We start from the raw sequence: 25,126 nt of genomic DNA on the forward strand, positions 1-25,126 counted from the left end.
AGACATAAAAAATTTACATTTCCACCGAAATTTTTCCAACCTCCCCCCACAAATCTTTCACACTTTTTCACACTTACTTTATGACATTTGATATTTTATCTTTCACAATTTCTCTTAATTATCCCCACACTTAAGCAACATTTAAGCATAATATCTGTATTATTCCCTTTCCCAAATTTTCCCGTGTTTTTTATCTTTTTGTTTCTTGTTATTTCTGTGTTGTTTTCTTGTGTAGTTTTTACGCATTTCATACTTGCATTGTAGCACTTGCACTTTATACTAGATGATTTGTTTCTTATCATTACCAAATGATGCCAAATGATTTGTTAAATGACTTTTATTTGGGATACTCATTGTTGTGTATATTGTGTCGCTAGCTGTGATACTGCTGTGATGTTTTGTGATACTCTAAATGTAGAGCAGAGCAATGTAAAGCAGTGTAGATAGTGTAAAGCAGTGTTGTAAGCGTTAGAGAATCCAGAGAATGTGAAGTGGTGTAAAGTTTGATAAAGCGTGATTGCGCTTAAAACAATATCCACAAAAGCTACAAACAACAAAAATCGACTTAAACGACTTAAAAATGCTTTAAAAGCATTAGATAGTGAATGTTTAAGATAGCATTAACGAGTGGTAATAAGAGATTGATAAGAACGATAAGAACATTGAAGTAAAAACACTTAAAGAGCAATTTGGTGATATTTTACATTTTTTATCTTTAACTAGAATTGATGAAAAATTGGTAAATGATCTTTGACAACTAAGCAAGATGATAAAGCAAGTAATTATGCTAGCTTTATCTCTTACATTCATACAACTCGACTATGACTTAAAGCTTTAAGTAACCGTTGCAAATTGTTATTGCATATTGCAACACTTAACTTAGCTTAAGAGTAAAGTCTTTGTGATACGAGTGATAAGTCTATAACTTTAAGCTATGTTTTTACTAGCTTAATAGTTATGATTTAGTAAGTAGCAAGGATAAACCCTTTCATAAAACACAAAATTTAAGCACAAATTCTAAAGTTTAGAGTTTGCAAGTTTAACTTTGTGAGCCTTATTTAAGTTTTTATGAGTTTATGGCAAGTTTGTGGTTGGTATTTTATATTGACTTAAATTTCCATAGCTTCAAAAACTTTAACTTTTTATGGAGAGTTTGGCTCTATTTTTAGATTCTAAATTCCCCATTTTTATGGAGAGTTTGATCCTGGCTCAGAGTGAACGCTGGCGGCGTGCCTAATACATGCAAGTCGAACGATGAAGCCTTTAGCTTGCTAGAGGTGGATTAGTGGCGCACGGGTGAGTAACGCATAGATAACATACCCTTTAGTCTGGGATAGCCACTGGAAACGGTGATTAATACTAGATACTCCCTACGGGGGAAAGAGGCACTCAAAAATGCTCTTAGAAATGCACTTAGCTAAGCTCATAGAGTGTGATAAGTGTAGGGTTAGATTTGCAAGTTTATTTGCATAAATGCAGGAGAATCTAGCACTACAATGATTATGCTATATGTAGCTTATAAATGTATTTTTAAGAGTATTTTTGAGTGCTTTCGCTAAAGGATTGGTCTATGTCCTATCAGCTTGTTGGTGAGGTAATGGCTCACCAAGGCTATGACGGGTATCCGGCCTGAGAGGGTGAACGGACACACTGGAACTGAGACACGGTCCAGACTCCTACGGGAGGCAGCAGTAGGGAATATTGCTCAATGGGGGAAACCCTGAAGCAGCAACGCCGCGTGGAGGATGAAGGTTTTAGGATTGTAAACTCCTTTTGTTAGAGAAGATTATGACGGTATCTAACGAATAAGCACCGGCTAACTCCGTGCCAGCAGCCGCGGTAATACGGAGGGTGCAAGCGTTACTCGGAATCACTGGGCGTAAAGAGCGCGTAGGCGGGAAAGTAAGTCAGATGTGAAATGCTAAGGCTTAACCATAGAACTGCATTTGAAACTACTTTTCTAGAGTATGGGAGAGGTAGGTGGAATTCTTGGTGTAGGGGTAAAATCCGTAGAGATCAAGAGGAATACTCATTGCGAAGGCGACCTGCTGGAACATTACTGACGCTTAAGCGCGAAAGCGTGGGGAGCAAACAGGATTAGATACCCTGGTAGTCCACGCCCTAAACGATGAATGCTAGTTGTTGTGAGGCTTGTCCTTGCAGTAATGCAGCTAACGCATTAAGCATTCCGCCTGGGGAGTACGGTCGCAAGATTAAAACTCAAAGGAATAGACGGGGACCCGCACAAGCGGTGGAGCATGTGGTTTAATTCGAAGATACGCGAAGAACCTTACCTAGGCTTGACATTGATAGAATCCGCTAGAGATAGTGGAGTGCCACTTTGTGGAGCTTGAAAACAGGTGCTGCACGGCTGTCGTCAGCTCGTGTCGTGAGATGTTGGGTTAAGTCCCGCAACGAGCGCAACCCCCGTATTTAGTTGCTAGCAGTTTGGCTGAGCACTCTAAATAGACTGCCTTCGTAAGGAGGAGGAAGGTGGGGACGACGTCAAGTCATCATGGCCCTTACGCCTAGGGCTACACACGTGCTACAATGGGGTGCACAAAGAGTTGCAATATCGTAAGATGGAGCCAATCTCAAAAACACCTCTCAGTTCGGATTGTAGTCTGCAACTCGACTACATGAAGCTGGAATCGCTAGTAATCGCAAATCAGCAATGTTGCGGTGAATACGTTCCCGGGTCTTGTACTCACCGCCCGTCACACCATGGGAGTTGTATTCGCCTTAAGTCGGGATACTAAATTGGTTACCGCCCACGGCGGATGCAGCGACTGGGGTGAAGTCGTAACAAGGTAACCGTAGGAGAACCTGCGGTTGGATCACCTCCTTTCAGAGAAAAAAAGCAAGCTATTTGTTTAGCTTGCTTGCAACCTTGCTATTTTTAGTTGGTAGAGTTGGCACATTACGCGCTTTAGATTCTTGCTTAGTTTTCAGAGATTATTGTCCTATTTGATTCAATATGGGCTTATAGCTCAGGTGGTTAGAGCGCACCCCTGATAAGGGTGAGGTCAGAGGTTCAAGTCCTCTTAAGCCCACCATAGCTTGTTTCTTGTCTATTTTTGGTTTAGTGGCAATGAACTTGTTTATGGGTTAGATTTAGGAAATACATTGTGGTCTTTAGCCTATCCTTGTTATGTTATTTTAGATTTCTTAGATTGCTTAAGTTTTTTTAAGAAAATCTTTGCAAATAAGGGGAATTAGCTCAGCTGGGAGAGCGCCTGCTTTGCACGCAGGAGGTCAGCGGTTCGATCCCGCTATTCTCCACCATAGCTTAAGTCTATCTAAAATCCCAAGTTAATTAAAACTAATTAAAGCCAATTAAAATGGTTAATTAGAAGTGGTTGGTTAAAACCAAATTACTTAAAAAATAATTTGGTTAAAATCAGCAACGCAATATTTGATTAACTTACTTGGATTTTTAGTTTAGCTTAGAGTTTTTGTTTTTATTGTTTGTTCTATAAGGTTTAATGCAAGTCTTAGGAGAATCCACATAGAGAATCTTTAAGAAACCTTTGGTGTTAAGGTGTTCTTTTAGCATTCTTTTTAGTGTTTTTTGTGGAGTTCTTTAGAATCTCTATTAAGGGCAAAAAATCTAAAAAATGGAATCTTATTGAAGTAATAATCTAACACTTTTTTAGGTTCTTACTTCAACTTGGGTTTATAATCTTAAGTAGATTCTATTACAATCAACTAGAATCTAGCTATAAAATCCACTTGGAGTTATTTAGAATCTTAACTTAGATTCTATCTAGCCTCTTTGTGCTAGATTGTCTTTTAGATTTTTAGTTAGATTCTTTAAGATTCTTGGGTTTTATTATCCTTAAGATTCTAGCCTATTTGATTTTTCCATCTTTAAGGTTCTTAAGCTATCTTACTTTGGATTTTATCATACTTGCTTGAGTTAAAATCAGCTAGATTTGGCTAGATTCTAATTTGGATTTTTAATCCTCTTAGATTTTATCGCTTTAGATTCTTGCTAGAGTTTATGGCTTTTGCAAGATTTAGCATATTATGATTTCTAGCTTGTGATTTATGATTTCTAGCTTAGGATTTGCATTAGACTTTATAAGTCGTGTTATTTGACTTTTCATTGTTAATAGCCTAAGTAAAATAAAACTACAATAACCCTGCTTTATTGAAGTCTTTGTTTAAGCATTGTTGTGAATCCACAACAAGCTAAAATGATACACTCAATAAGGCGGTAATGTAAGAATACTTAACAAAAAGGCATAAGCTACAATAGAGCAAATGGTGGATGCCTTGGGTAGTAGAGGCGATGAAGGACGCACTAGACTGCGAAAAGCTACGCGGAGCTGTCAAGGAGCTTTGATGCGTAGGTATCCGAATGGGGCAACCCAATGCGTAGTGATGCGCATTACCTTTAATGGAGCGAACCTAGCGAAGTGAAACATCTCAGTAGCTAGAGGAAAAGAAATCAAACGAGATTCCCCTAGTAGCGGCGAGCGAACGGGGAAAAGGGCAAACCGAGTGCTTGCACTCGGGGTTGAGGACTGCAATATCCACTGCAATGTCTTAGCAGAAGAGTTTGGAAAGACTTATCATAGAGGGTGATAATCCCGTATGCGAAAAGACATTGCTAGGTAGCAGTATCCAGAGTAGGGCGAGACACGAGAAATCTTGCCTGAAGCAGGGGAGACCACTCTCCAACCCTAAATACTACTACTACACCGATAGCGCACAAGTACCGTGAGGGAAAGGTGAAAAGAACCGCAGTGAGCGGAGTGAAATAGAACCTGAAACCATTTGCTTACAATCATTCAGAGCCCTATGATTTATCAGGGTGATGGACTGCCTTTTGCATAATGATCCTGCGAGTTGTGGTATCTGGCAAGGTTAAGCACACGCGAAGCCATAGCGAAAGCGAGTCTTAATAGGGCGTTAAGTCAGATGCTGCAGACCCGAAGCCAAGTGATCTATCCATGACCAAGTTGAAGTAAGTGTAACAGCTTATGGAGGACTGAACTCGTGCCCATTGAAACGGGTTGGGATGAGTTGTGGATAGGGGTGAAAGGCCAAACAAACTTGGTGATAGCTGGTTCTCTTCGAAATATATTTAGGTATAGCCTCAAGTGATAGCAATAGGGGGTAGAGCACTGATTGGGCTAGGGCTGCTCACCGCGGTACCAACCCCTGTCAAACTACGAATACCTATTGCCTTATCTTGGGAGTCAGGCGGTGGGTGATAAAATCAATCGTCAAAAGGGGAACAACCCAGACTACCAACTAAGGTCCCAAAGTTCTATTCTAAGTGGAAAATGATGTGAAGTTACTTAGACAACCAGGAGGTTGGCTTAGAAGCAGCCATCCTTTAAAGAAAGCGTAACAGCTCACTGGTCTAGTGATTTTGCGCAGAAAATATAACGGGGCTAAGATAGACACCGAAGTTGTAGATTCTATGTGAAAGCATAGAGTGGTAGAAGAGCGTTCGTATCTGCGTTGAAGCCATATCGGCAAGAAGTGGTGGAGCGATGCGAAGTGAGCATGCAGGAATGAGTAGCGATAAAAGTGGTGAGAATCCACTTCGCCGAAAGTCTAAGGTTTCCTACGCGATGCTCGTCATCGTAGGGTTAGTCGGGTCCTAAGACAAGTCAGAAATGGGTAGTCGATGGAAAATTGGTTAATATTCCAATACCAATAGTAGTGTGCGATGGAAGGACGCATAGGGTTAGGTGAGCTAGCTGATGGAAGTGCTAGTCTAAGGGTGCAGCTTGGAGGATAGGCAAATCCGCCTCTGTATGTCAAACCTAAAAGGCTCTCCAAAGTCTTCGGATAGCGGGGAGAATCACTGATACCGTCGTGCCAAGAAAAGTTTCTAAGTTTAGCTACTATTGCCCGTACCGCAAACCGACACAGGTAGATGAGATGAGTATTCTAAGGCGCGTGAAAGAACTCTCTTTAAGGAACTCTGCAAACTAGCACCGTAAGTTCGCGATAAGGTGTGCCACGCAAGTGGTCTCAGCAAAGAGTCCCTCCCGACTGTTTACCAAAAACACAGCACTTTGCAAACTCGTAAGAGGAAGTATAAGGTGTGACGCCTGCCCGGTGCTCGAAGGTTAAGAGGATTTGTCAGGGGTAACCCAAAGCATTGAATTGAAGCCCGAGTAAACGGCGGCCGTAACTATAACGGTCCTAAGGTAGCGAAATTCCTTGTCGGTTAAATACCGACCTGCATGAATGGCGTAACGAGATGGGAGCTGTCTCAAAGAGAGATTCAGTGAAATTGTAGTGGAGGTGAAAATTCCTCCTACCCGCGGCAAGACGGAAAGACCCCGTGGACCTTTACTACAGCTTGGCACTGCACATGGGAGCATTATGCGCAGGATAGGTGGGAAGCTTTGAAGTCTCTACTCTGGTGGAGATGGAGCTGTCCTTGAGATACCACCCTTAATGTTTCTGTGGGCTAACTAGCTTGAGTTATCCTCAAGTAGGACAATGTCTGGTGGGTAGTTTGACTGGGGCGGTCGCCTCCTAAAAAGTAACGGAGGCTCACAAACGGTTGGCTCATTGCGGTTGGAAATCGCAAGCAGAGTGTAATGGCATAAGCCAGCCTGACTGCGAGACAAACAAGTCGAGCAGAGACGAAAGTCGGTCATAGTGATCCGGTGATTCTGTGTGGAAGGGTCATCGCTCAAAGGATAAAAGGTACCCCGGGGATAACAGGCTGATCTCCCCCAAGAGCTCACATCGACGGGGAGGTTTGGCACCTCGATGTCGGCTCATCGCATCCTGGGGCTGGAGCAGGTCCCAAGGGTATGGCTGTTCGCCATTTAAAGCGGTACGCGAGCTGGGTTCAGAACGTCGTGAGACAGTTCGGTCCCTATCTGCCGTGGGCGTAGGAGAGTTGAGGAGAGCTGTCCCTAGTACGAGAGGACCGGGATGGACACGCCACTGGTGTAGCAGTTGTTCTGCCAAGAGCATCGCTGCGTAGCTACGCGTGGATGTGATAACCGCTGAAAGCATCTAAGCGGGAAGCCAACTCCAAGATTAACTCTCCCTGAAGGTCGCAGCAAGACTAGCTGCTTGATAGGGTAGGTGTGTAAGCATAGTAATGTGTTTAGCTGACTACTACTAATAGACCGTTTGGCTTATTTCTTTATATAGCGTTAAGTATTCTAATTACTGCCTTATTGAGTGTATCAAATTGGGTAAAGCAAGGGTTGTATAATTATTGGTGTGTTTTTATTTAAGTCTAGATTCTAGAATCTAGCTTTATCTTAGGCTATTATCAGTGGTTGATAACTTACCAAGCGTTTTTTTACATTGGTGTTATCAAAATCAAATGTTATCCCCATAGGAAAATGGAAATAAGGGCAAAGAATATGACTAAGAACATAGACTTTACTTTATTTGTCGCAGATTGCCTTTATTTCCCTTTTCCTTGTGTCTATAGAGAGGAGGACACACCTAGCTCCATTCCGAACCTAGCAGTTAAGCTCCTCTTCGCTGATGATACTGCACTTTGCAAGTGTGGGAATGTAGGTCGATGCAGGGATTGGGGAAATATTTATCCTACTCACAAAATCTTGCTTTATCTGCTTTTTATTGTTTTTATCTTATCTTGCCTCATCTTGTTTTTGCCCCTTACTTTACTTTCTATCTTGTCTTGCCTTGTATTGCTTCAACTTGATTGTAAAAACTTGCTTATGGGGTGTTGTCTATGAATACCTATCATCAACCCTAAAAATTCATAATTCTCTATTTTTGGAGAATTTCACACATTTAGATTTTGCTCTCTTTTGCTACGACTTATTCCCAAGCATAGCCACTTTAGACATTATATCCCAGCTTTTGCCACATATATTTTTATCCCCTATCTGTTAAATAAATGTGTAAATTCTACCCATAGTCATATTTTTTTCATATTTTTTACGCGCTTTTTAAATCACATTAGGTAAAAAAATATATAACCTTATCTTAAGCATTCGCTATCATAATTTCATAGATACCAATGCTAAAAAATCTATAAAAAAGGAGCTAAAATGGCTATAAAAGGTTTTGCGATGCTAAAAATCGGCTCGGTTGGTTGGATAGAAAAAGACGCTATCACGCCTTGTGGTCCGCTAGATGCGATATGTCGCCCCCTAGCGATTGCACCCTGCACTTCAGATATTCACACAGTTTATGAGGGTGGTATCGGCGAGCGACACAATATGTTTTTGGGACACGAAGCAGTGGGTGAAGTCATCGAAGTTGGTGAGTTAGTAAAAGATTTTAAAGTCGGTGATAAAGTCATAGCTCCCGCTATCACGCCTGATTGGGGCTCGATAAATGCACAAAGAGGATTTGCCCAGCATAGTGGTGGCGCACTTGCAGGGTGGAAATTTTCAAACTTCAAAGACGGTGTGTTTGCAGAAAAGTTTCACATAAATGAAGCCGATGCAAATCTAGCGCACCTCCCAGAAAATGTCGATGTCGCCGATGCAGTAATGCTGTGCGATATGGTTACCACAGGGATTCACTGCGCAGAAAATGCTGATATAAAGCCGGGTGAGTCTGTGGCAGTCATCGGGCTAGGACCTGTGGGACTTATGGCTTGCGCAGGTGCAAACCTAATGGGTGCTAGCGAAATCTACGCCGTTGATTGCATAGAGTTCCGCGCTGATATTGCCAAAAAATATTATGGCGCAACGCATTATATAGATTTCACAAAAGGTGCGTTTTTTGACCAAATCAATGAAATCACAAAAGGCAAGGGAGTAGATAAAGTCGTAATCGCAGGCGGAACTACAAGCACGATAGGCGAGTGCTGCTGCTGTGTCAAAAACGGCGGTGTCGTATCAAATGTCAATTATCTAGGCACGGGGGATAATATCACTATTCCTCGCGTGGCGTGGGATGTAGGAATGGGACACAAAGACATAAGAGGCGGGCTAACCCCCGGTGGACGCTACCGAATGGAAAAGCTAGCCTCTTTGCTCTCCACCAAAAAGCTAAGTGTCAAACCACTCATCACACACAAGTTAGATGGCTTTGGCAAGATAGAGGAAGCACTAGAATTGATGCGAAACAAGCCAGCAGGGCTTATCAAACCTGTGGTGGTATGCTAGGATTTAGCCCTAGAAGTGTTTAGGGGGGTTTAGTTTTTTAAGCCGTTTATGAGTGGAGGGAGATTTGTGGCTATGATAGTTATCGTAAAAAGCGTGATTTAGATAGTTTTAGGTGTTTTTTTTGGCATTGCAAAATCACAAAGCTAAAAAATCACTAGCGTAGCAAAATCCAAAAATACTAAACCATTCTAAATCTAGTGCAAAATCCACAAGTCTAGCAAACATACCTGCCAATCTGCTTCATAGCATTTGTATCAATCGTTTTTATGTCCCAAAAGCATTTTATAATAAGAAATACACCTAAAATTATTACAAAACTACACAAATGCAAAAATTTCATCAAATATTTTCTAAAAATTCAAAAAATATTTAATCTTTTGGAGTAAAAACGCTTTTGAGGGTTTAAGCAAATGCAAGTTTTACTCCAAAGGATTTTAGGCAGATTTTGGAGCAAAATCTATTTGCAAACTCCTCCAAACAAATAAAGCAAACTCACGCTATCAAGCAAGATTTGCTAAAAAGGGTAACTAAAAGTGTCGGTGTCGCTTGCTTCTACTCTAGGGGCTTAAAGCAGATTTATTAGACTTCCTAGTGTCTAAATAGTGCCCAAAAGATTCTTGCAAAGACTTTCTAGGCATTCTAAGCTAGCCTTGAGAGATAGAATCAGCGATAAACAAAAGCCTTTGATTTTGGCAAAATCAAAGCAAACTTATTTAAGGAGACAAAATGTCTAAAACAATGAAAGCTGCAGTGGTAAAAGAGTTTGGCAAACCACTTGTCATACAAGAAGTCGCAATCCCCGAGCCACGCGATGGAGAAGTGCTAGTAAAGATTGAGGCGTGTGGCGTATGCCATACAGATTTGCACGCAGTTGATGGCGACTGGCCTGTCAAACCAAACCTAAAAGCCTTAGGCAGTGGTGGGTTTATCCCGGGACACGAGGGCGTGGGCTTTGTAGTCAAAGTCGGCAAAGGTGTTACACACATAAAAGAGGGTGATGCAGTGGGAATCCCTTGGCTTTATAGTGCGTGCGGGCATTGTGAGCATTGTATGGCAGGCTGGGAGACACTATGTGAGAAGCAAGACAATGGTGGCTACTCGGTAAATGGAGGATTTGCAGAATACGCCATAGCTGATGCCAACTATGTGGGAATCCTGCAAAAAGATGTGAATTTTTTAAATATCGCGCCTATTCTTTGCGCAGGGGTAACTGTCTATAAAGGGCTAAAGGTTACAGAGGCTAGACCGGGGCAGTGGGTAGCTATCTCTGGCATAGGCGGGCTAGGACACCTAGCAGTGCAATACGCAAAAGCTATGGGGCTAAATGTCGCAGCTATCGATGTGAGCGATGATAAGCTAGAGCTAGCCAAAAAGTATGGGGCAGAAGTCGTGGCAAATGCCAAAACTCTAGGCGAGCAAGGCACGATAAAGAAAATCATAGAAGAAACAAATGGTGGCACTCACGGCGTGCTAGTAACGGCTGTGCACCCCATCGCTTTCAAGCAAGCACTAGGTGTGGTTCGCAGAGGTGGCACTGTGGCTATGAATGGCTTGCCACCGGGAGAATTCCCTGTAAATATCTTTGATATGATTCTAAATGGCGTAACGATTCGAGGCTCGATAGTGGGCACAAGGCTTGATTTGCAAGAGGCAATAAGATTTGCCGAAGAGCAAAAAGTCCACGCTCACGTAGCTCCTGCTAAGCTGGAGGATATAAACGACATTTTCGCTCGTATGAAGCAAGGCAAAATCGATGGGCGAATGGTGCTAGATTTTCGCGCTTCATAAATCCGCTCCTCATAGATTTGCTTGTGCCAAAACCAAATGGCACAAGCAAACAAAACACGCAAGAGAAGCAAAATAAGGGAGGAAATATATAAAAATGAGGGGGAAGTATGGAGGGGGAAGCAAAGCACAAATACGGAGGGGGACAAATCTATAAAAAGCACAAAAAAGAGGATAAACACAACAAATCAAACACTACAAATTATGGATAATCTGCCAAAATCACACACTATCAAAACCACTATAATAAGGACAAACAATGCAAGCAAAACAATCGACACAGCAAGAAGCACAATCTAAAAAAACAAAAATCCTCCTACTTGGCGCGGGCTATGCAAATATGAGCTTGCTTACGCGACTAGATGAAGAAACGCTTAGAAAAGCGCAATTTAGCATAATCACAAAAGAGCCCTATCACTACAAAAGTATCTGTCTGCACGATGTCGCTTCGGGCAAGCACGACAAATCCGTGCTTTTCAATGTGGATTCTACGCTAGATAGCAAAATCAATGTTATCCAAGATGAGATTACAAGCATAGAATCTAGCATAGTCAAAGGGGCAAAATCAAGCTATGAATACGACTACCTTGTCGTGGGGCTTGGATTTGGGAGCGATGATTTTGGCATAAAAGGCGTGAGAGAGTATGCCAAAAGTATCACTTCTTATTCAAGTGCGAGAGAGATTTACGCCCTCATACTCTCAAAGCTAGAGGGCTTGCGAGAAAAAGACGATGATGAAGCAAGGCTAAGTTTTGCAGTGTGTGGAGGTGGCTTTAGCGGGATAGAGTTCGCAGGCTCTCTAGCCGAAGAGGTGGCAAAAAAATGCAGTGAATTTGGCATAGATTTTAGCAATATAAAGATTTATTGCATTGAGGCTGCACCTAAGATTTTGCCTATGTTTAGCGATAGTTTGCAAAGAGCAGGGCTTGATAAGCTAGAATCTCTAGGCGTGCAAGTGCTTACTAGCTCCAAAATCCTAGAATGCAAAGCACACTCAATCATCATAGAAAAAGAAGCCACACAAAGCGAGATAAACGCTGATGTCATCATCTGGACAGCAGGGGTAAAGGGCAATCCCGTGATAGAAAGCTCGCCACTTTTTAGTAGCACGATTCTAGCTAGGAGCAGGGTAGAAGTCGATGAGTTTTTGCGACCTAAATGCCTAGAATCCATAAAACCCCAAGAGCAAAATTCACAAAAAAGTGCAGAGCAAAGCACAGACAAAACCTCACAAGATTCACAAGCACAAAATTTAGCGCAATCCCAAAATGACACCAAAATCCAAAGCAATCAACCCCCCTCCCAAGCCGCCACTTTTGAGGACGCATCAAAAGGCTTATCCACTCAAAGCGGTGTGCTAGAAAATGTCTTTGTGCTAGGGGATTGCGCTAGTTTTAGGAATGAGCCAAGTGAGCGGTTTTTTCCTCCCACAGCTCAGCTAGCACGAGAGCAGGGCAAATATCTAGCACAGGTTTTCCAAATCCTGCTAAAGAAAAAGACACAAAAAAAACTAGCCCAAAACAAATCCCCCTATGGCAAAAAAATCCTCCCCTTTAGATTTACCCCAAAGGGCAGTATCTGCTCTATCGGCGAGTCTTATGCACTAGGCGCACTAGGTAGCTTTGAGATAAAAGGACGCCTTGCTAGCGTGCTAAAAAAAATCATAGAATCCCTTTGGAATTTACAACTAAAGGGATTCTCTTTGTGATTTAGATAGATTTTAGTTTTGGAGGAATTTAGAGGGTTTAGGCTAGATTTAGCCCAAGCCACAAAAACGCAAAATCTTTGTAAAAATTGCGCTAAAATACGACACTATTTTGCCAAATCACAACCAAAAGGAAAAAAATGCGAACACAGTGGATACAAAAACGCACAAATGATAAAATCAAAACACAGCTATATTATGCCAAGCAAGGAATCATCACAGAGGAAATGCGCTATATCGCAAATATCGAGCATATACCTGCAGAAGTGGTGCGCAAAGAAGTGCAAAAAGGACGGCTAATAATCCCCGCAAACATAAACCACACAAACCTAAACCCTATGGGCATAGGTGTAGCCCTACGCACCAAAATCAACTCCAATATCGGCTCAAGCCAAATCATAAATTCCATAGACGAAGAAGTCCAAAAGCTAAAAGTATCTATCCAATACGGCGCGGATACGGTTATGGATTTGAGCACGGGCGGGGATTTGGACTTGATTCGTTGCGCTATCATAGAGGCTTCTAGCGTGCCTATCGGCACTGTGCCTATGTATCAGATACTCCACGATGTGAAAAACGATGTCTTAAAGCTAAATATTGATTCTATGCTAGCCACGCTAGAGAAGCAAGCAAAGCAGGGTGTTAGCTACTTCACCATTCACTGCGGATTTTTGCTGCGCCATTTGCCATTTGTAGCTAAGCGCAAGATGGGCATAGTATCGCGCGGTGGTAGCCTAATGGCAAGCTATATGATGCACTATCATAGAGAAAATCCATTTTATGAAGCATTTGATGAGATTTTGGATATTTGCCAAAGATATGATGTGAGCCTATCACTAGGGGATTCGCTTCGACCGGGCTGTCTAGCAGATGCAAGCGATGAGGCGCAGTTCGCCGAACTAGAAGTGCTAGGAGAGCTAGCAAAAAGGGCAAATGCCAAAGATGTCCAAGTGATGATAGAGGGACCGGGACATATCCCACTAAACCAAATCGAGCGCAATGTCAAAATCCAAAAGCAACTTTGCAATGAAGCGCCGTTTTATGTGCTAGGACCACTTGTAACGGACATCGCCGCTGGCTATGACCATATCGCAAGTGCTATCGGTGCGTGTGTGGCGGCGTGGAAAGGCGTGGCGATGCTTTGCTATGTAACGCCAAAGGAGCATTTGGGACTGCCAAATGCAAATGATGTGCGTGAGGGGATTTTGGCTTACAAAATCGCAGCGCACGCCGCAGACATAGCACGAGGTAGAATCGCCTCAAGGGTGCGAGATGATGCGATGAGTGATGCGCGGTATGGATTTGATTGGGAGAGGCAGTTTGAGCTAGCACTAGACCCGCAAAGAGCGCGAGAATATCACGATGAAGCACTACCCCAAGAAGTGTTTAAAAAGGCAGAGTTTTGCTCTATGTGCGGACCAAAGTTTTGTAGCTACAAAATCACTCAAGATATTTTCAAAAAATATGGCGATAAAGACACACATAAAGAGGACAAAAGCTCACGCAAAATGGCTTAAATCAAGCAAAAATCTAATGCCAAGAAAATCTAGCTTCACGCATAAAATCAGCAAATAAAGCCCAAAAACCACAAAAATCCTAAAAAATCAATGCAGGGCAAATCGCCAAGACAAACTACCAAGACAAACTACAAAGTAGATTTCAACACAAGAAGTAACATAAAGCGTTTTGGCACAAAGCCTAAGATAAAATCAGCAAGATAGCTAGAGGGCAGACTTTGGCTAAAGATTTTTTAGCCAAAGTCTTTTTTAGACTAATATTTTGTCCCCGACCGACTTAAAAGATTTTTATGATTTACCAAAAAGCTAATTTCATCGTCTACCAAAGCTAAATGTGTAGCGAAGACTCGTAACAGATGGGTAGTATGAGGAGACGCCTTGTTCTACAATAGGGTTATATTGCACTCTTTGGACTATCTCTATCCCGTGATGTTTGGCGATATTTACGCGCAAGCCTATATTTAGAGCCACATTGACGATGTTGTGTTTCCTATACCAAAATCCCCCACCGTTCCACATATCTACCCCAGCTCCCACACCGACAAATGCACCAAAATCAATATTTTCATTAGAGATAAAATTCCCTAGAAAATCCATATTTGCACCATAATGAACCACTCTGGGTGCTTCTACTTTGGGTGCTTTTACATAATAAAGATCTACATTGCTTACATCTAGATAATATCGCAAACCAACGCGCTCGCTAAAAAACTGCTTATAACCAACCAAAATTCCCCACATATCTCCAACATACTCACCCTTCGCACCAGCGACAGATACACCGACTTCTATTCCTCCAAATACCGAGCTTTCTTCTGCTAGCACATTTTGGGCTAGGGTTAGGCTTATTATTATGACCATTTTTTGGACTAGTTTCATTACACTCTCCTTATTCACAGATTTGTCTTTTTGGATTTATTTTGTGATTTCACAAGACATATTCCAACAAAATTGGATTGTGTGGTAAAAGTTGCGAAAACTCAAGCAAAATCCAAAATGCGCACTGCATATTGTGCCACCCCCCCCCCCTTAATATATCCTTAAAGCCCATTAAGTTTTTTGCAAAAAAGCACAAATTTTTAAAAATTCGTTTTTGCGATATAAGAACTAAAAGAATCATAAAAATTAGCGAGACTTAAGTAGAAGCAAGATTTTTGATAGAGATAGTATGGGGGATAAAAGATTGGAGCAGGGTTTGATTTTGTTTAAAACAAAATCAAACAAAATAAAAAAGCAATGCAAAACATAAAATCCGCGATAAGCACATTTCAAATATATTTTGGATAGATTTAGGATTACGAGATGTCTATATGTGCAAAAAAGAGGAGAGAAATCAAGTAGGCAAGTATTCAAAAAGTAAAACCAAAAAAGCTACTTAACCCCCTCCAAAAACTAATGTAAGCCACCACACTAGAAGCTATAAGTATAGCGCAGAAGTATGCTATAAGGATTATATATGGTTGTATTGGCTTCTATCTGCTTGTTTAGATAAGCTATTTCCTTGCCCGCATTATTTTGCTTTTTTTGATACTCATCGTAGTATTCATAAAACGCCCTACTTCCCAAAAAAGACACCCTAAAGGCAATCTCCACTCCGTGTGCTTTTTGCAAAGTCCCTCTCAACCCCACATTTAGTGCCATATCAAAGCTTGTTATATTGCGCTTTAGCCCTAGTAGTGATATGTCATTGGCAAGGTTTGTTTCATAGAAATCCCTTAGCTTATCCAAATCTTTGCCAAGCCAAGTATTAGCCCCGATGCCAAGCCCTACAAACCCACCAAAGCTAGAATCCCTCACCACGACAAAATTCCCTAGCAAATCCACATTTGCGCCGTAGTTTAGCATTGTGGCATTTACTTTTTTGCTTAGCGAGCTTTGCGCGCCCTTTGCTTCAAACGCCAAGTGCGCGACATTGATATTTGCATAAGCCCTTAGCCCAAAATAGTGCGTTACAAATAGCTTATACCCCGCGACAAAACCATAATCCACGCCGCCATCACTGCTTAAGCCCTCGCTTCCCTGCCTAGCATCACTGCATACAGGGTATTCCACATCTATGCCTGTGGCTTGGCATTTGTAGTAGCTAGATTTTTCCTCCCCCCCCCCCACTCATTCCTATTTCAGCCCCTACAAACGCACCGCTTCTTTCAGCAGCCACATTACTAGCCACGCTAACCAATGCAAACAAACCCACAAACGGCTTGAAAGCAAAAAACTTCACACCTAAAAATTCTACAAACTTTTTCATCTTTACTCCTTTTGTTTATTTGGTTTGTGTTTTACGCACACATTCACACGCATTCTCGCTATTTAGCGCGACTTTCGCGCAAGTATTCTCACGCAAATTCCCTGCAACACTCTTGCACTAGATTTGCACGATTTTCGCCCTTTTGTCCCACTTTTGCACTATTCTTGTGGCTCATCAGGCAGAGGCATTATCTCCTCACTTGTGCCGATTTGCTCTTTGATTTTGCCTACTATTTCGCTAGCTAGGGCTTTGTTTTCTTTTAGCGCGGCTTTGGCGTTTTCTCTACCTTGCCCTAGCTTTTGGTCTTTGTAGCTTAGCCACGCACCACTTTTGTCGATGATGTCTAGCTTGATTCCGTAGTCGATTATCTCGCCTTCCCTGCTTATCCCCTCGCCAAACATAATATCAAACTCCGCTTCTCTAAATGGTGGCGCGACTTTGTTTTTTACCACTTTTGCTTTTGCTCGATTGCCTATGTGCTGCTCATTTTGCTTTAGGCTTGCGATTCTGCGTATGTCGATTCTCACACTAGCATAAAATTTTAGCGCGTTCCCACCCGTAGTCGTTTCTGGGCTACCATATCCCATAGTGCCGATTTTCATACGAATCTGGTTGATAAATATGAGCGTGGTATTCATCTTGTGCAAAGCACCTGTGATTTTGCGTAGCGCGTGGCTCATAAGCCGTGCTTGTAGCCCTACGTGCTGGTCGCCCATATCGCCATCGATTTCGGCTTTTGGCGTGAGGGCTGCCACCGAGTCGATGACTACCAAATCCACCGCTCCACTCCTAGTCAAAGTTTCTAGGATTTCAAGTGCCTGCTCGCCATTATCTGGCTGGGATACAAGCAGATTTTCTGTATCCACACCAAGTCGCTTGGCATAATACACATCTAAAGCGTGCTCCGCGTCAATAAACGCTGCGATTCCACCATTTCGCTGACACTCTGCTACGACTTGTAGTGATAGAGTGGTTTTCCCGCTTGATTCTGGTCCATAGATTTCTACGATTCTACCCTTTGGAATCCCCCCAATCCCTAGTGCCATATCTAGCCCCAAAGAGCCTGTGGAAATAGAATCAATTTTTTCTACTTGCTTATCGCCAAGCCTCACAAGTGCGCCTTTGCCAAACGCCTTGTCAATCTGCTTTAGTGCTAGCTCAATAGCTTTTTGTTTATGTTCATCTTGTGCCATTTATGTCCTTTTAATTGAAATAAGCCGTGATTATACTCAAAATCCATTTAAGATTTGCTTTAGCGTGTAATGATTTGCTTCTAGGCTAAATCCTCTTATTTTAGTATTTGCTAGATGCCTTGCCAAAATCACAATAACCTAAATCCAAATAGTCTAAAGCCAAGATAAAATCGCCTCTTTGACTTTACTTGGCTCAAGCACTTCTTTATGCACGATAGGCTTATCAAATAGACTTAATATTTCCTCCCCCACCTCCGCGCCTTTTTCTCGCATCTTTACGATAGCTTCAAAATCGCTTAAAGCACCACTACTATCTGCGCTAGATTCTATCCCCCTTAGCACACTAGGGGCAAACTTACTCCACTGCGCTGTGGAGCATATAAGTGCCTTTGTATCCGCTCCTTTTTTTGCGCAAAGCTCTAGATACGCTCCATAGCCTAGTGCGGTGTGCGTATCTAGGATATAGCCCTGCTTGTATGCCTTGCCTACTAGCTCCAAAGTGTCGCTATCATTTCCATAGTAGCAGTCAAAATACCTTTGTAGCTCCTCTAGCTCGCTTTTTTCTAGGGCATATTTGTTTGTGGATTCTAGGCTTTGCATAAGCTCATTTGTCCGCTTCGCGCCAAATAGCGCGAAAAGCACGCGCTCGACATTGGAGCTTTTTAGTATATCCATAGCAGGCGACACACTTTTGTGTAGCTTTTTGCTAGAAATGTCATACACCCCGCTTGTGATAATCTCGCTTAAGATATTGTTTGCATTGCTTGCGATGATGATTTGTCGCAAGTCTAGCCCCGCGCATTTAGCAAAAAATGCCCCCAAAGCATTGCCAAAGTTTCCACTTGGGATAATGCAGTATATCTCCTCTCCAAAGGCTATCTTCCCACTCTCTACCAAGCAGAAATATCCCCAAATATGATAGATGATTTGGAATGCTATGCGTCCGAAATTTACCGAGTTTGCCGCAGATAGCGCATAAGATTTCGCTTCTAGAGCGCAGAGAAACTCCTCATCATTTAGTAGCCCTTTTAGTAGGCTTTGCGCGGTGTCAAAGTCCCCATTTATCCCTAGCACTTTTAGGTTGCTTGCATTTTGGGTTTGCATTTGCAGGGCTTGGACTTGGCTAGTGCCACCGCTTGGGTAGAGGCAGATGACTTTTATGTTTGGCTTATCTGCAAAGCTGTGAAGTGTAGCAGGTCCTGTATCTCCGCTAGTGGCGGTAAGTATGAGGTAGTTTTGTGCTGTGTTTTTGGTGCGTTGTGTGTCTTTGGCTAGATTTTGCTCTCTTTGTATCAGCTCGCTAAATATCACACCAAATGGGCACAACGCCATATCTTTAAAAGCTCTTGTCGGTCCGTGATATAGCTCCAAAAAATGCGCATTTCCCACGCTTGAGATAGGTGCAGGATTGCTAGGATTATCAAAGCTATCATAGCTTTGAAGCGCGGTTTGTAAAATCCTAGAATCTAGCTCTAGCCCAAAGTGTTTAAAGACTTCTTTGCATAGCGTGGCATATCTATGCGGAATCGGCGTGGATTTTAGCAAGCAAAAAAGACTATCAAAGTCAATGCTAGGGATTTGGCTAATGCTCCAAAGCCCTTTGTTTGGGGCATTGGGAGAGAGTATCGCGCTAGAGAAATCCACACTTTTTATGGAATCATTCTGCTGTGTTGGGACTTCGCGCGTAGAGACAAACGATTGCATTTGTATCCTTTGTGTGTAGATAGAGATTTTGAGGTGCTATTGTAGCGTATTTTGGTTTGTGTTTTTGCTTGGTAGCAAAGCAAAATTACCCAAAATTGTTAGAGTTTATCCGCGCAAACTTGCTTATAAATTTGCCTAGTAAATTTTAGCTTGCAATCCCTTTTGCCCAAAACTCCACTTGCGCAAAAACTTACCCACAAAACCTATTAGCATTAGTTTATTTAGTATATAGTGAAATCTTATCTATCCAAAATCTTAATTTATCAGCGAAAAGGACAAAAATGGATTTTAACTACAAGCTAGTAATGTTTGGTTTCCCCGCACTTTGTGAGGACATAGAGGAAGTGAAACTACGAATGAAGCAGATTCCACTAGAGAGGGCAAAAGCAGAGACGCTAGAGCAGTGCTACCTCATAGAGCTAAAAACAGCCAAGCACTACAAAATCCTCTGTGATGAAAAGGGATACTTTATCGATAAAGGCGATGGCAAGCAGTGATAAGTAATGATAAGCGCGAAATATGACTCGCCACATTTTGCTTAAAAAGGCACAGAATATAAGAGCAAAAAGAGGATAAAGAAAGCAAAAGAGGGCAAAACAAAAAAGAGAAAAAAGCATAGCAAAAAGCAAAATCCTAATAAAACCCTAGCGATTCCACAGAGACTTTGCTATGCAAAGGCTTCCCCCTCCGTGAAAATCTACTAGAATGTATAAGAATACCCTAGCGTTATGATGAGATTTCGCTCTTCATATTTGGTGGTAGTCCCAGTCGCCGCGTCTGTGGTGGTAAGCGTAGTGGCAATGGTGGGGATTCTGAAGTTTAGGCTTGCGTTGTGATGCTTGCCCATATAGACTTCTAGCCCGATATTTACAGGTAGCACAAATCCACTTGCGACTTTTCTATCTGTCGTGGTTGTAGTGGATGCTTCTGTGGTTATTGTATGTGAGTTTGTCGCGCTATATCCCGCACCTAGTCCCGCATAAGCACCTAGCCCCACGCCATTTAAGTCAAAAAACTTAAATGTAGCTTCGACATTCCCTGCTACTTGATGATATGAAGCAAGCAGGGAGGAATCGGTTGTGGTATTAGTTTCTGTCATAGTGTCGGTGCTATATTCAAATCCATAATGATAGTTTGCATAACCTCTTATACCCACCCATTTGTTGAAAAAGTGCGTATAGCCAAGCTTCACACCGACATTTCCAATAGGAAATACGCTACTTTCTGTTGTGGTTGTGTTGGTAGCATTGGTTTCTGTGGCAGTTTCTTTTGTGAAGCTAGCTTGTCCTCCAACCTCTGCGCCTAAGAAAAATCCGCTTATATCCCCGCTTTTGCCACTTTTGGTAGGGGGGGGGGTGGCTGCACTAGCCGTAGCTAGGCTAAGTGCCATAAATGTCGCAGTTCCCAAAGCCAAGTTTGTAGCTCTTTTTGTAGCTATCAAGTTTTGTCCAAAATCAATATTCATCGTTTCTCCTTTTGATGATTTTGTGTAGCGATTTTTGTTTCATAGATTTTACAAACACTACCTAGTTTTTAAGCTAGTTTTAAAAATCTTAAAAAACTAGGAGTTGATTTTCTATCAATAAAGTTACAATAAAGTTAATATGATAAAAAATATCAACAAACACGATGTGTATTCTCTCAATTCGCGATGTTTCTTAGAAATGCTTTCTAAGCCCTGAAGCCACGCAAAGCTGTAAAGCCCTTATAATACTACTCATCAAATTTTACTCTTAAATAGTGTTTAAGCCTTTGGTTTCATCTCCTTAATCTAGCGATTTGTTGTGTCAATTTGTGCTACAATGCAGGCAAAATGGCATTCTTTAAGGAGGCGAAAATGAAGCGATATGGGCAAGCTAAGCTAGGGAAACTAAGTGCGCTAGTGAGAGTGGGCATAGTCTCGCTGATATGCGCTAGCTTCACACTACTTTACGCGCAGGACACAGGCGGTGTAAAGAGTGCAAATGGTGCAGAGAGTGCAGGTGGTGCAGGTAGTGTAAGTGGTGTGGGGAGTGTAGAAAATATCGATGATGAAGCAATCGATGAAGCATATATAAATAAAGAGCTACACACGCTTATTTATGGCGTAGATTGCAGTGGTGGAGCGCAGATTACCCCACGAAGCACCTCACCCAAAAGCACGATAAACGCAAGCAACCAAAGCACCATAGATAGCACAAAATACACAGACGCTAAAACTAGCACTATCTCCTTTAATGGCAGTGTGCTTTATGGCGGAATCTTTGATAACACTTCTAATGCAAATCTCTACTTAAGCGCGGATAGACGCATATCTTACACGCTTACAAGTGGCACTTTGGATAATGGCACGCTAGAAATCAAGGCAATTTGTGAGAAACAGAGCTTTAAGATTAGCAACTTTCGTAATGGCGATTTTAATATCTATCTTAGCAAAAATCCCACAAAAGAAGTTGCAATCGCGCTTAATGTCAATGCTTCAATGAAAGGCTACATAGAAGCGTTTAAGCAAATCGCTCCCTTTGTAGCAAAGCATATTTTGGGCGATAGGGAGAAGCAGTTTGCGAAGATTTCGCTTGTGATTTTCTCAAATAGAGGCACGGAGAATTTGGGCACTTTTTATGATGCGCAAGAGTTTGCAAACACGGCAAATAGCGTGCAAGCTATCAAGTCTACTGTCGTGCTTACAAACGCTGCAATAATCCGCTCCATAAAAAACTTTACCAAAGATAATGGACTAAAAAAGGAAGTCTATCTCATCGTAGCAGGAAGCCCAGATGATACACGCAACACTCAAACAATGCTAAATCTAACCAAAAGCATTAACGCAAGCATTGTCAAAAACTCGCCACAAAACTCAGATAATCTAGTCAAAATCCACGCTTTTGCACTAAGTCCGAATCTAGAATTTCTAAAAAATATCGCCAAAATCACAGGTGGCACTTACAATGAAGCAAACAATAGCTATGACTTCAAAAAACAGATTTTAACCCTTAGCAATGGTGGCAAGCCATTTGATATGCGCAAGCTAGATAACCAAATCCGCCCAAGCAAGACAAACAAAATCTATGACCCTGATAATCCACAAGATAAGCCAAACAAATAAAATTAACAAAAACAGCACAAAAGCAAGCCAAAAAGTGGGAGCTTAATGAGTGCGAAATGAGTAGGGATATAAGCGCAAAAAATGAGTGGAAATGAGCGCGGAAAATGAGTGGAAAATGAGCAAAGATGATTAAAGATTTTGCAAATGAAAATAAGCAAAGCATTTACAAAGTGGATTTTGCTACAAATCTTTAGTAGAGATTTTGTAGCAAAATCCTAGCATAAGGGGGATTTGTGTCTTTTAGTGTTTGTTTTTAGAGATTTTGTATAATGCTACAAAAACTTGCAAAAAGCCTATGAAGCAGTGGCGATGAAAAACTAGCAAGGAATACGACAAAGCACATAGCTACAAATTTGGGAGAAATGGCGATGAAAAACACCACACCACCAAACCCAACCACACAAAGCCAAATCCCAAACCCCGCACAAAGCCAATTACCACACATAGACAAAAGTAGCGCACCCACCGCAAAAATCGACCTAAAAGCAGATTCTATCCCTAAGCTATTTTTTTACTACTTTATCCCCGCACTTCTTGCTATGCTAGCATTATCGACTTACTCTACGATAGATGGGATTTTTGTGGGCAAAAAGGTGGGAGAAAACGGCTTAGCAGCGATTGGAATTTGCTGGCCTATTTTCCCTGCTTTTATCGCTTATGAGTTGCTATTTGGCTTTGGTGGGGCAGCGATTGTGGGGTATTTTTTGGGCAAAGACCACGCATATAGGGCTAGGCTTGTGTTTTGCTCGATTTTTTATTTCGTGGCGATTAGCTCGGTGTTTATTGGCATAGTTGGATTTTGCTTTGCGGACTTTATCATCACAGCACTAACGGCAAACAAGCCTATCTCAAGCGAGATAAAAGACTTCGCACTTGCTTACATAAAAGTGATATTTCTAGGCACACCTATGCTGATACTCCACCCTTTGTGTGATATTTTTGTCATCAATGACAAACGCCCGATTTTGGCAAGCATAGCGATGATAGTGGGCTCTGCTAGCAATATCGTGCTAAATTATGTGTTTTTGTTTGTGTGCGATATGGGGATAGAGGGTAGCGCACTTGCCACAGTGAGTGCGCATCTCATAGGTTTTGTAGTGCTTTTTAGCCATTTTATCTCTCACAAAGGCAAGCTATTTTTTATCCCTAGATTTTCTATCGCCTCTATCATCTCTTCGGCAAAAAGCGGTATCCCAGAGAGTATCGCAGAAGTTTCCGCAGCCGCAGTAATGCTACTTTTTAATGTTACTCTGCTACAAATCGCAGGCGATGATGGCGTGAAAATTTATAGCATTATGATGTATTGTGGAATCGTGTTTTTTACGGTTTTGCTATCTGTATCGCAGGCTTTGCAGCCTATCGCTAGCTTCAACTACGGAGCGGGGAATTTTGCGCGACTAAAGATAGCGTTTTTGTTTTCGCTGGCTATGGTGGTTGCAATAGGAGTGGGAATATACGCGCTTTTTTATGGGTTTGATAGGTATTTGGTGGAGCTATTTTTGCAAAAAGAGGATTCCACGCTAGTGCAATCTAGCTTGGTAAATTCCGCTTTGGCGCATTCTAGCTTGGCGGAGCGCACGATAGAAGCTATGAGCATCTACTACATAGGCTATGTGATTTTTGGGATAAATATCGTGTGTGCGATATTTTTGCAATCCGTGCAACGCACGGTAAGTTCCTTTATCATCACTATTTGCTATACGATATTATTTCTAGCTATACTTTTACCACCTCTTAGCCACACTTATGGCATAGATGGTGCGTGGGCTAGCTATCCGTTATCCCAAGTGTGCGCGTTTGTGGTGGCTTTTGGCGTGATGTGCTATGAGTGGCGATATGGGATTTTCTCAGGCGAGATTCCTAGTGGAGCTACATTGTGGAAAAGGAGAAAACATCGTGGCTAATATTTTTGGTAAATTTTTGGGCGAAAAGGGTAATGAGAGTAGCAAAAAAGTCGCAGAGCAAAACTCACAAAACAAGAGTTTGCAAAATGATGATTTGCAAGATAAATTTGAGCTAGCTCCACAGAGTGTAGCACAAAGTAGCGATGAAAAAATCGAGCTAAAGCCTGATAATGACACAAAAAGTGCGGATAAAATCATTGCGCATTCTACGCAAGGGTATGCTAATCTATCTAGCAATGCTACAAGTGAAAAAAAGATTATTTTATTTGATTTGGATGGGACGCTACTAGATTCATTGGAGGGAATCTATGCGAGCTTTTGCCGAGCGTGCGAAGAGGAGGAGGGCAAGGAAGCATACGCACCTAGCCTAGAAGAAGTGCGCTCTATGATAGGACTGCCTTTGAGGGAAATGTTTTTGCGTGTAGGGTTTAGCCAAAACGAAGTAGAATCCCGCATAACGCGCTACAAAAACCACTACCGCAGAATCTGCATAGAGAAATCAAAGCTATACCCAAAGGTGCGTGAGGCTTTGATTTTGGCAAGGGAGTTTGCCCATCTTGGTGTGGTAACGACAAAAACAGGGCTTTACTCTAAGCAGATTTTGGAAAATTTTGAATTGCTAAAGTATTTTGGCGTAGTCATCGGTATCGAAGATGTAAGCGAGCCAAAGCCCGATGCCGAGCCGATTTTGCGTGCGCTTAGCTTTTTGCCCATAGCACCAAAGCAAAAGGTGTATATGATAGGAGATACCATACTAGATATAGAGTCAGCCAAAAACGCAGGCGTAAATGCGCTGTGGGTGCGCTGTGGCTATGGGCAGGGGCTAGAAAGTCAAGCGGATAAAAGTTTTGATAGCGTCTATGAAGCAGTGGCTTATATCAAAGAAGTGCGATAGACTT

The 25,126-nt window shown here is 42.0% G+C and carries 15 protein-coding genes, 2 tRNA genes and 3 rRNA genes; 14 read left to right on the top strand and 6 right to left on the bottom strand.

Features of this window, described 5'->3' with window-relative positions; genetic code table 11:
• Positions 1–1,186 precede the first annotated feature (1,186 nt).
• From HMPREF2086_RS09905 to thiC, 10 genes are all read left to right on the top strand, one after another.
• A 16S ribosomal RNA gene (locus tag HMPREF2086_RS09905) occupies positions 1,187–2,848 on the top strand.
• A gap of 131 nt (positions 2,849–2,979) precedes the next feature.
• A tRNA-Ile gene (locus HMPREF2086_RS09910) sits at positions 2,980–3,056 on the top strand.
• Positions 3,057–3,209: 153 nt separating this feature from the next.
• Positions 3,210–3,285 (top strand) — tRNA-Ala (locus HMPREF2086_RS09915).
• 960 nt (positions 3,286–4,245) lie between these two features.
• A 23S ribosomal RNA gene (locus tag HMPREF2086_RS09920) occupies positions 4,246–7,132 on the top strand.
• A gap of 283 nt (positions 7,133–7,415) precedes the next feature.
• Positions 7,416–7,531: ribosomal RNA gene (gene rrf, locus HMPREF2086_RS09925) — 5S ribosomal RNA — on the top strand.
• Together the 16S, 23S and 5S rRNA genes with 2 tRNA genes alongside form the textbook arrangement of a ribosomal RNA operon.
• Before the next feature lie 487 nt (positions 7,532–8,018).
• On the top strand, positions 8,019–9,086 hold the full coding sequence (locus tag HMPREF2086_RS09930; protein WP_023928711.1) for an NAD(P)-dependent alcohol dehydrogenase: 1,068 nt from the start codon (positions 8,019–8,021) through the stop codon (positions 9,084–9,086).
• 726 nt (positions 9,087–9,812) lie between these two features.
• Positions 9,813–10,874 carry an alcohol dehydrogenase AdhP gene (gene adhP, locus HMPREF2086_RS09935; protein WP_023928713.1) on the top strand — a complete coding sequence of 354 codons (1,062 nt, stop codon included), beginning with the start codon at positions 9,813–9,815 and terminating at the stop codon, positions 10,872–10,874.
• A gap of 36 nt (positions 10,875–10,910) precedes the next feature.
• Positions 10,911–11,171: a hypothetical protein gene (locus tag HMPREF2086_RS09940; protein ID WP_148374538.1), complete on the top strand. Its 261-nt coding sequence runs from the start codon at positions 10,911–10,913 to the stop codon at positions 11,169–11,171.
• Positions 11,131–12,579: an NAD(P)/FAD-dependent oxidoreductase gene (locus HMPREF2086_RS09945; RefSeq protein WP_023928716.1), complete on the top strand. Its 1,449-nt coding sequence runs from the start codon at positions 11,131–11,133 to the stop codon at positions 12,577–12,579. The genes HMPREF2086_RS09940 and HMPREF2086_RS09945 overlap by 41 nt, the downstream gene beginning before the upstream one ends.
• A 137-nt stretch (positions 12,580–12,716) precedes the next feature.
• Positions 12,717–14,093 carry a phosphomethylpyrimidine synthase ThiC gene (thiC, locus tag HMPREF2086_RS09950; RefSeq protein WP_023928717.1) on the top strand — a complete coding sequence of 459 codons (1,377 nt, stop codon included), beginning with the start codon at positions 12,717–12,719 and terminating at the stop codon, positions 14,091–14,093.
• A 312-nt stretch (positions 14,094–14,405) separates the two neighbouring features.
• On the opposite strand, the gene HMPREF2086_RS09955 is transcribed toward thiC, so the two are convergent.
• The 5 genes from HMPREF2086_RS09955 to thrC all read right to left on the bottom strand — a co-directional run bounded on the left by HMPREF2086_RS09955 (position 14,406) and on the right by thrC (position 19,238).
• Positions 14,406–14,972, bottom strand: coding sequence for an outer membrane beta-barrel protein (locus tag HMPREF2086_RS09955; protein ID WP_023928718.1), 567 nt, complete (start codon positions 14,970–14,972; stop codon positions 14,406–14,408).
• 531 nt (positions 14,973–15,503) lie between these two features.
• Complete coding sequence (locus tag HMPREF2086_RS11060; protein ID WP_023928719.1) at positions 15,504–16,202, bottom strand: outer membrane beta-barrel protein; 699 nt, start codon at positions 16,200–16,202, stop codon at positions 15,504–15,506.
• A complete protein-coding gene (locus HMPREF2086_RS11855; RefSeq protein WP_023928720.1) occupies positions 16,177–16,341 on the bottom strand; it encodes a hypothetical protein in 165 nt (54 codons plus the stop codon). The genes HMPREF2086_RS11060 and HMPREF2086_RS11855 overlap by 26 nt, the downstream gene beginning before the upstream one ends.
• Positions 16,342–16,499: 158 nt before the next feature.
• Complete coding sequence (gene recA, locus HMPREF2086_RS09970; RefSeq protein ID WP_023928721.1) at positions 16,500–17,534, bottom strand: recombinase RecA; 1,035 nt, start codon at positions 17,532–17,534, stop codon at positions 16,500–16,502.
• Between the two features lie 153 nt (positions 17,535–17,687).
• The gene (thrC, locus tag HMPREF2086_RS09975; protein WP_023928722.1) at positions 17,688–19,238 is read right to left on the bottom strand and encodes a threonine synthase; all 1,551 of its coding nucleotides are present in this window, start codon (positions 19,236–19,238) and stop codon (positions 17,688–17,690) included.
• Between the two features lie 281 nt (positions 19,239–19,519).
• Between thrC and HMPREF2086_RS09980 the strand changes: the two genes are divergently transcribed.
• On the top strand, positions 19,520–19,735 hold the full coding sequence (locus HMPREF2086_RS09980; RefSeq protein WP_023928723.1) for a hypothetical protein: 216 nt from the start codon (positions 19,520–19,522) through the stop codon (positions 19,733–19,735).
• Between the two features lie 203 nt (positions 19,736–19,938).
• Here the strand turns inward: HMPREF2086_RS09980 and HMPREF2086_RS09985 are convergent, their stop codons facing one another.
• Positions 19,939–20,703 (bottom strand): outer membrane beta-barrel protein, encoded by a 765-nt coding sequence (locus HMPREF2086_RS09985; RefSeq protein ID WP_023928725.1) that lies wholly within the window; start codon positions 20,701–20,703, stop codon positions 19,939–19,941.
• A 372-nt stretch (positions 20,704–21,075) separates the two neighbouring features.
• On the opposite strand from HMPREF2086_RS09985, the gene HMPREF2086_RS09990 reads away from it, so the two are divergent.
• The 3 genes from HMPREF2086_RS09990 to HMPREF2086_RS10000 all read left to right on the top strand — a co-directional run bounded on the left by HMPREF2086_RS09990 (position 21,076) and on the right by HMPREF2086_RS10000 (position 25,122).
• The gene (locus HMPREF2086_RS09990; RefSeq protein ID WP_023928726.1) at positions 21,076–22,323 is read left to right on the top strand and encodes a vWA domain-containing protein; all 1,248 of its coding nucleotides are present in this window, start codon (positions 21,076–21,078) and stop codon (positions 22,321–22,323) included.
• Between the two features lie 368 nt (positions 22,324–22,691).
• Positions 22,692–24,227 carry an MATE family efflux transporter gene (locus HMPREF2086_RS09995; RefSeq protein WP_023928728.1) on the top strand — a complete coding sequence of 512 codons (1,536 nt, stop codon included), beginning with the start codon at positions 22,692–22,694 and terminating at the stop codon, positions 24,225–24,227.
• Positions 24,220–25,122, top strand: a complete 903-nt coding sequence (locus HMPREF2086_RS10000) for an HAD family hydrolase (RefSeq protein WP_023928730.1) — start codon at positions 24,220–24,222, stop codon at positions 25,120–25,122. The genes HMPREF2086_RS09995 and HMPREF2086_RS10000 overlap by 8 nt, the downstream gene beginning before the upstream one ends.
• The last annotated feature ends 4 nt before the right edge of the window (positions 25,123–25,126 follow it).

It is taken from the genome of Helicobacter macacae MIT 99-5501 (assembly GCF_000507845.1).
GTDB classification, from domain to species: domain Bacteria; phylum Campylobacterota; class Campylobacteria; order Campylobacterales; family Helicobacteraceae; genus Helicobacter_B; species Helicobacter_B macacae.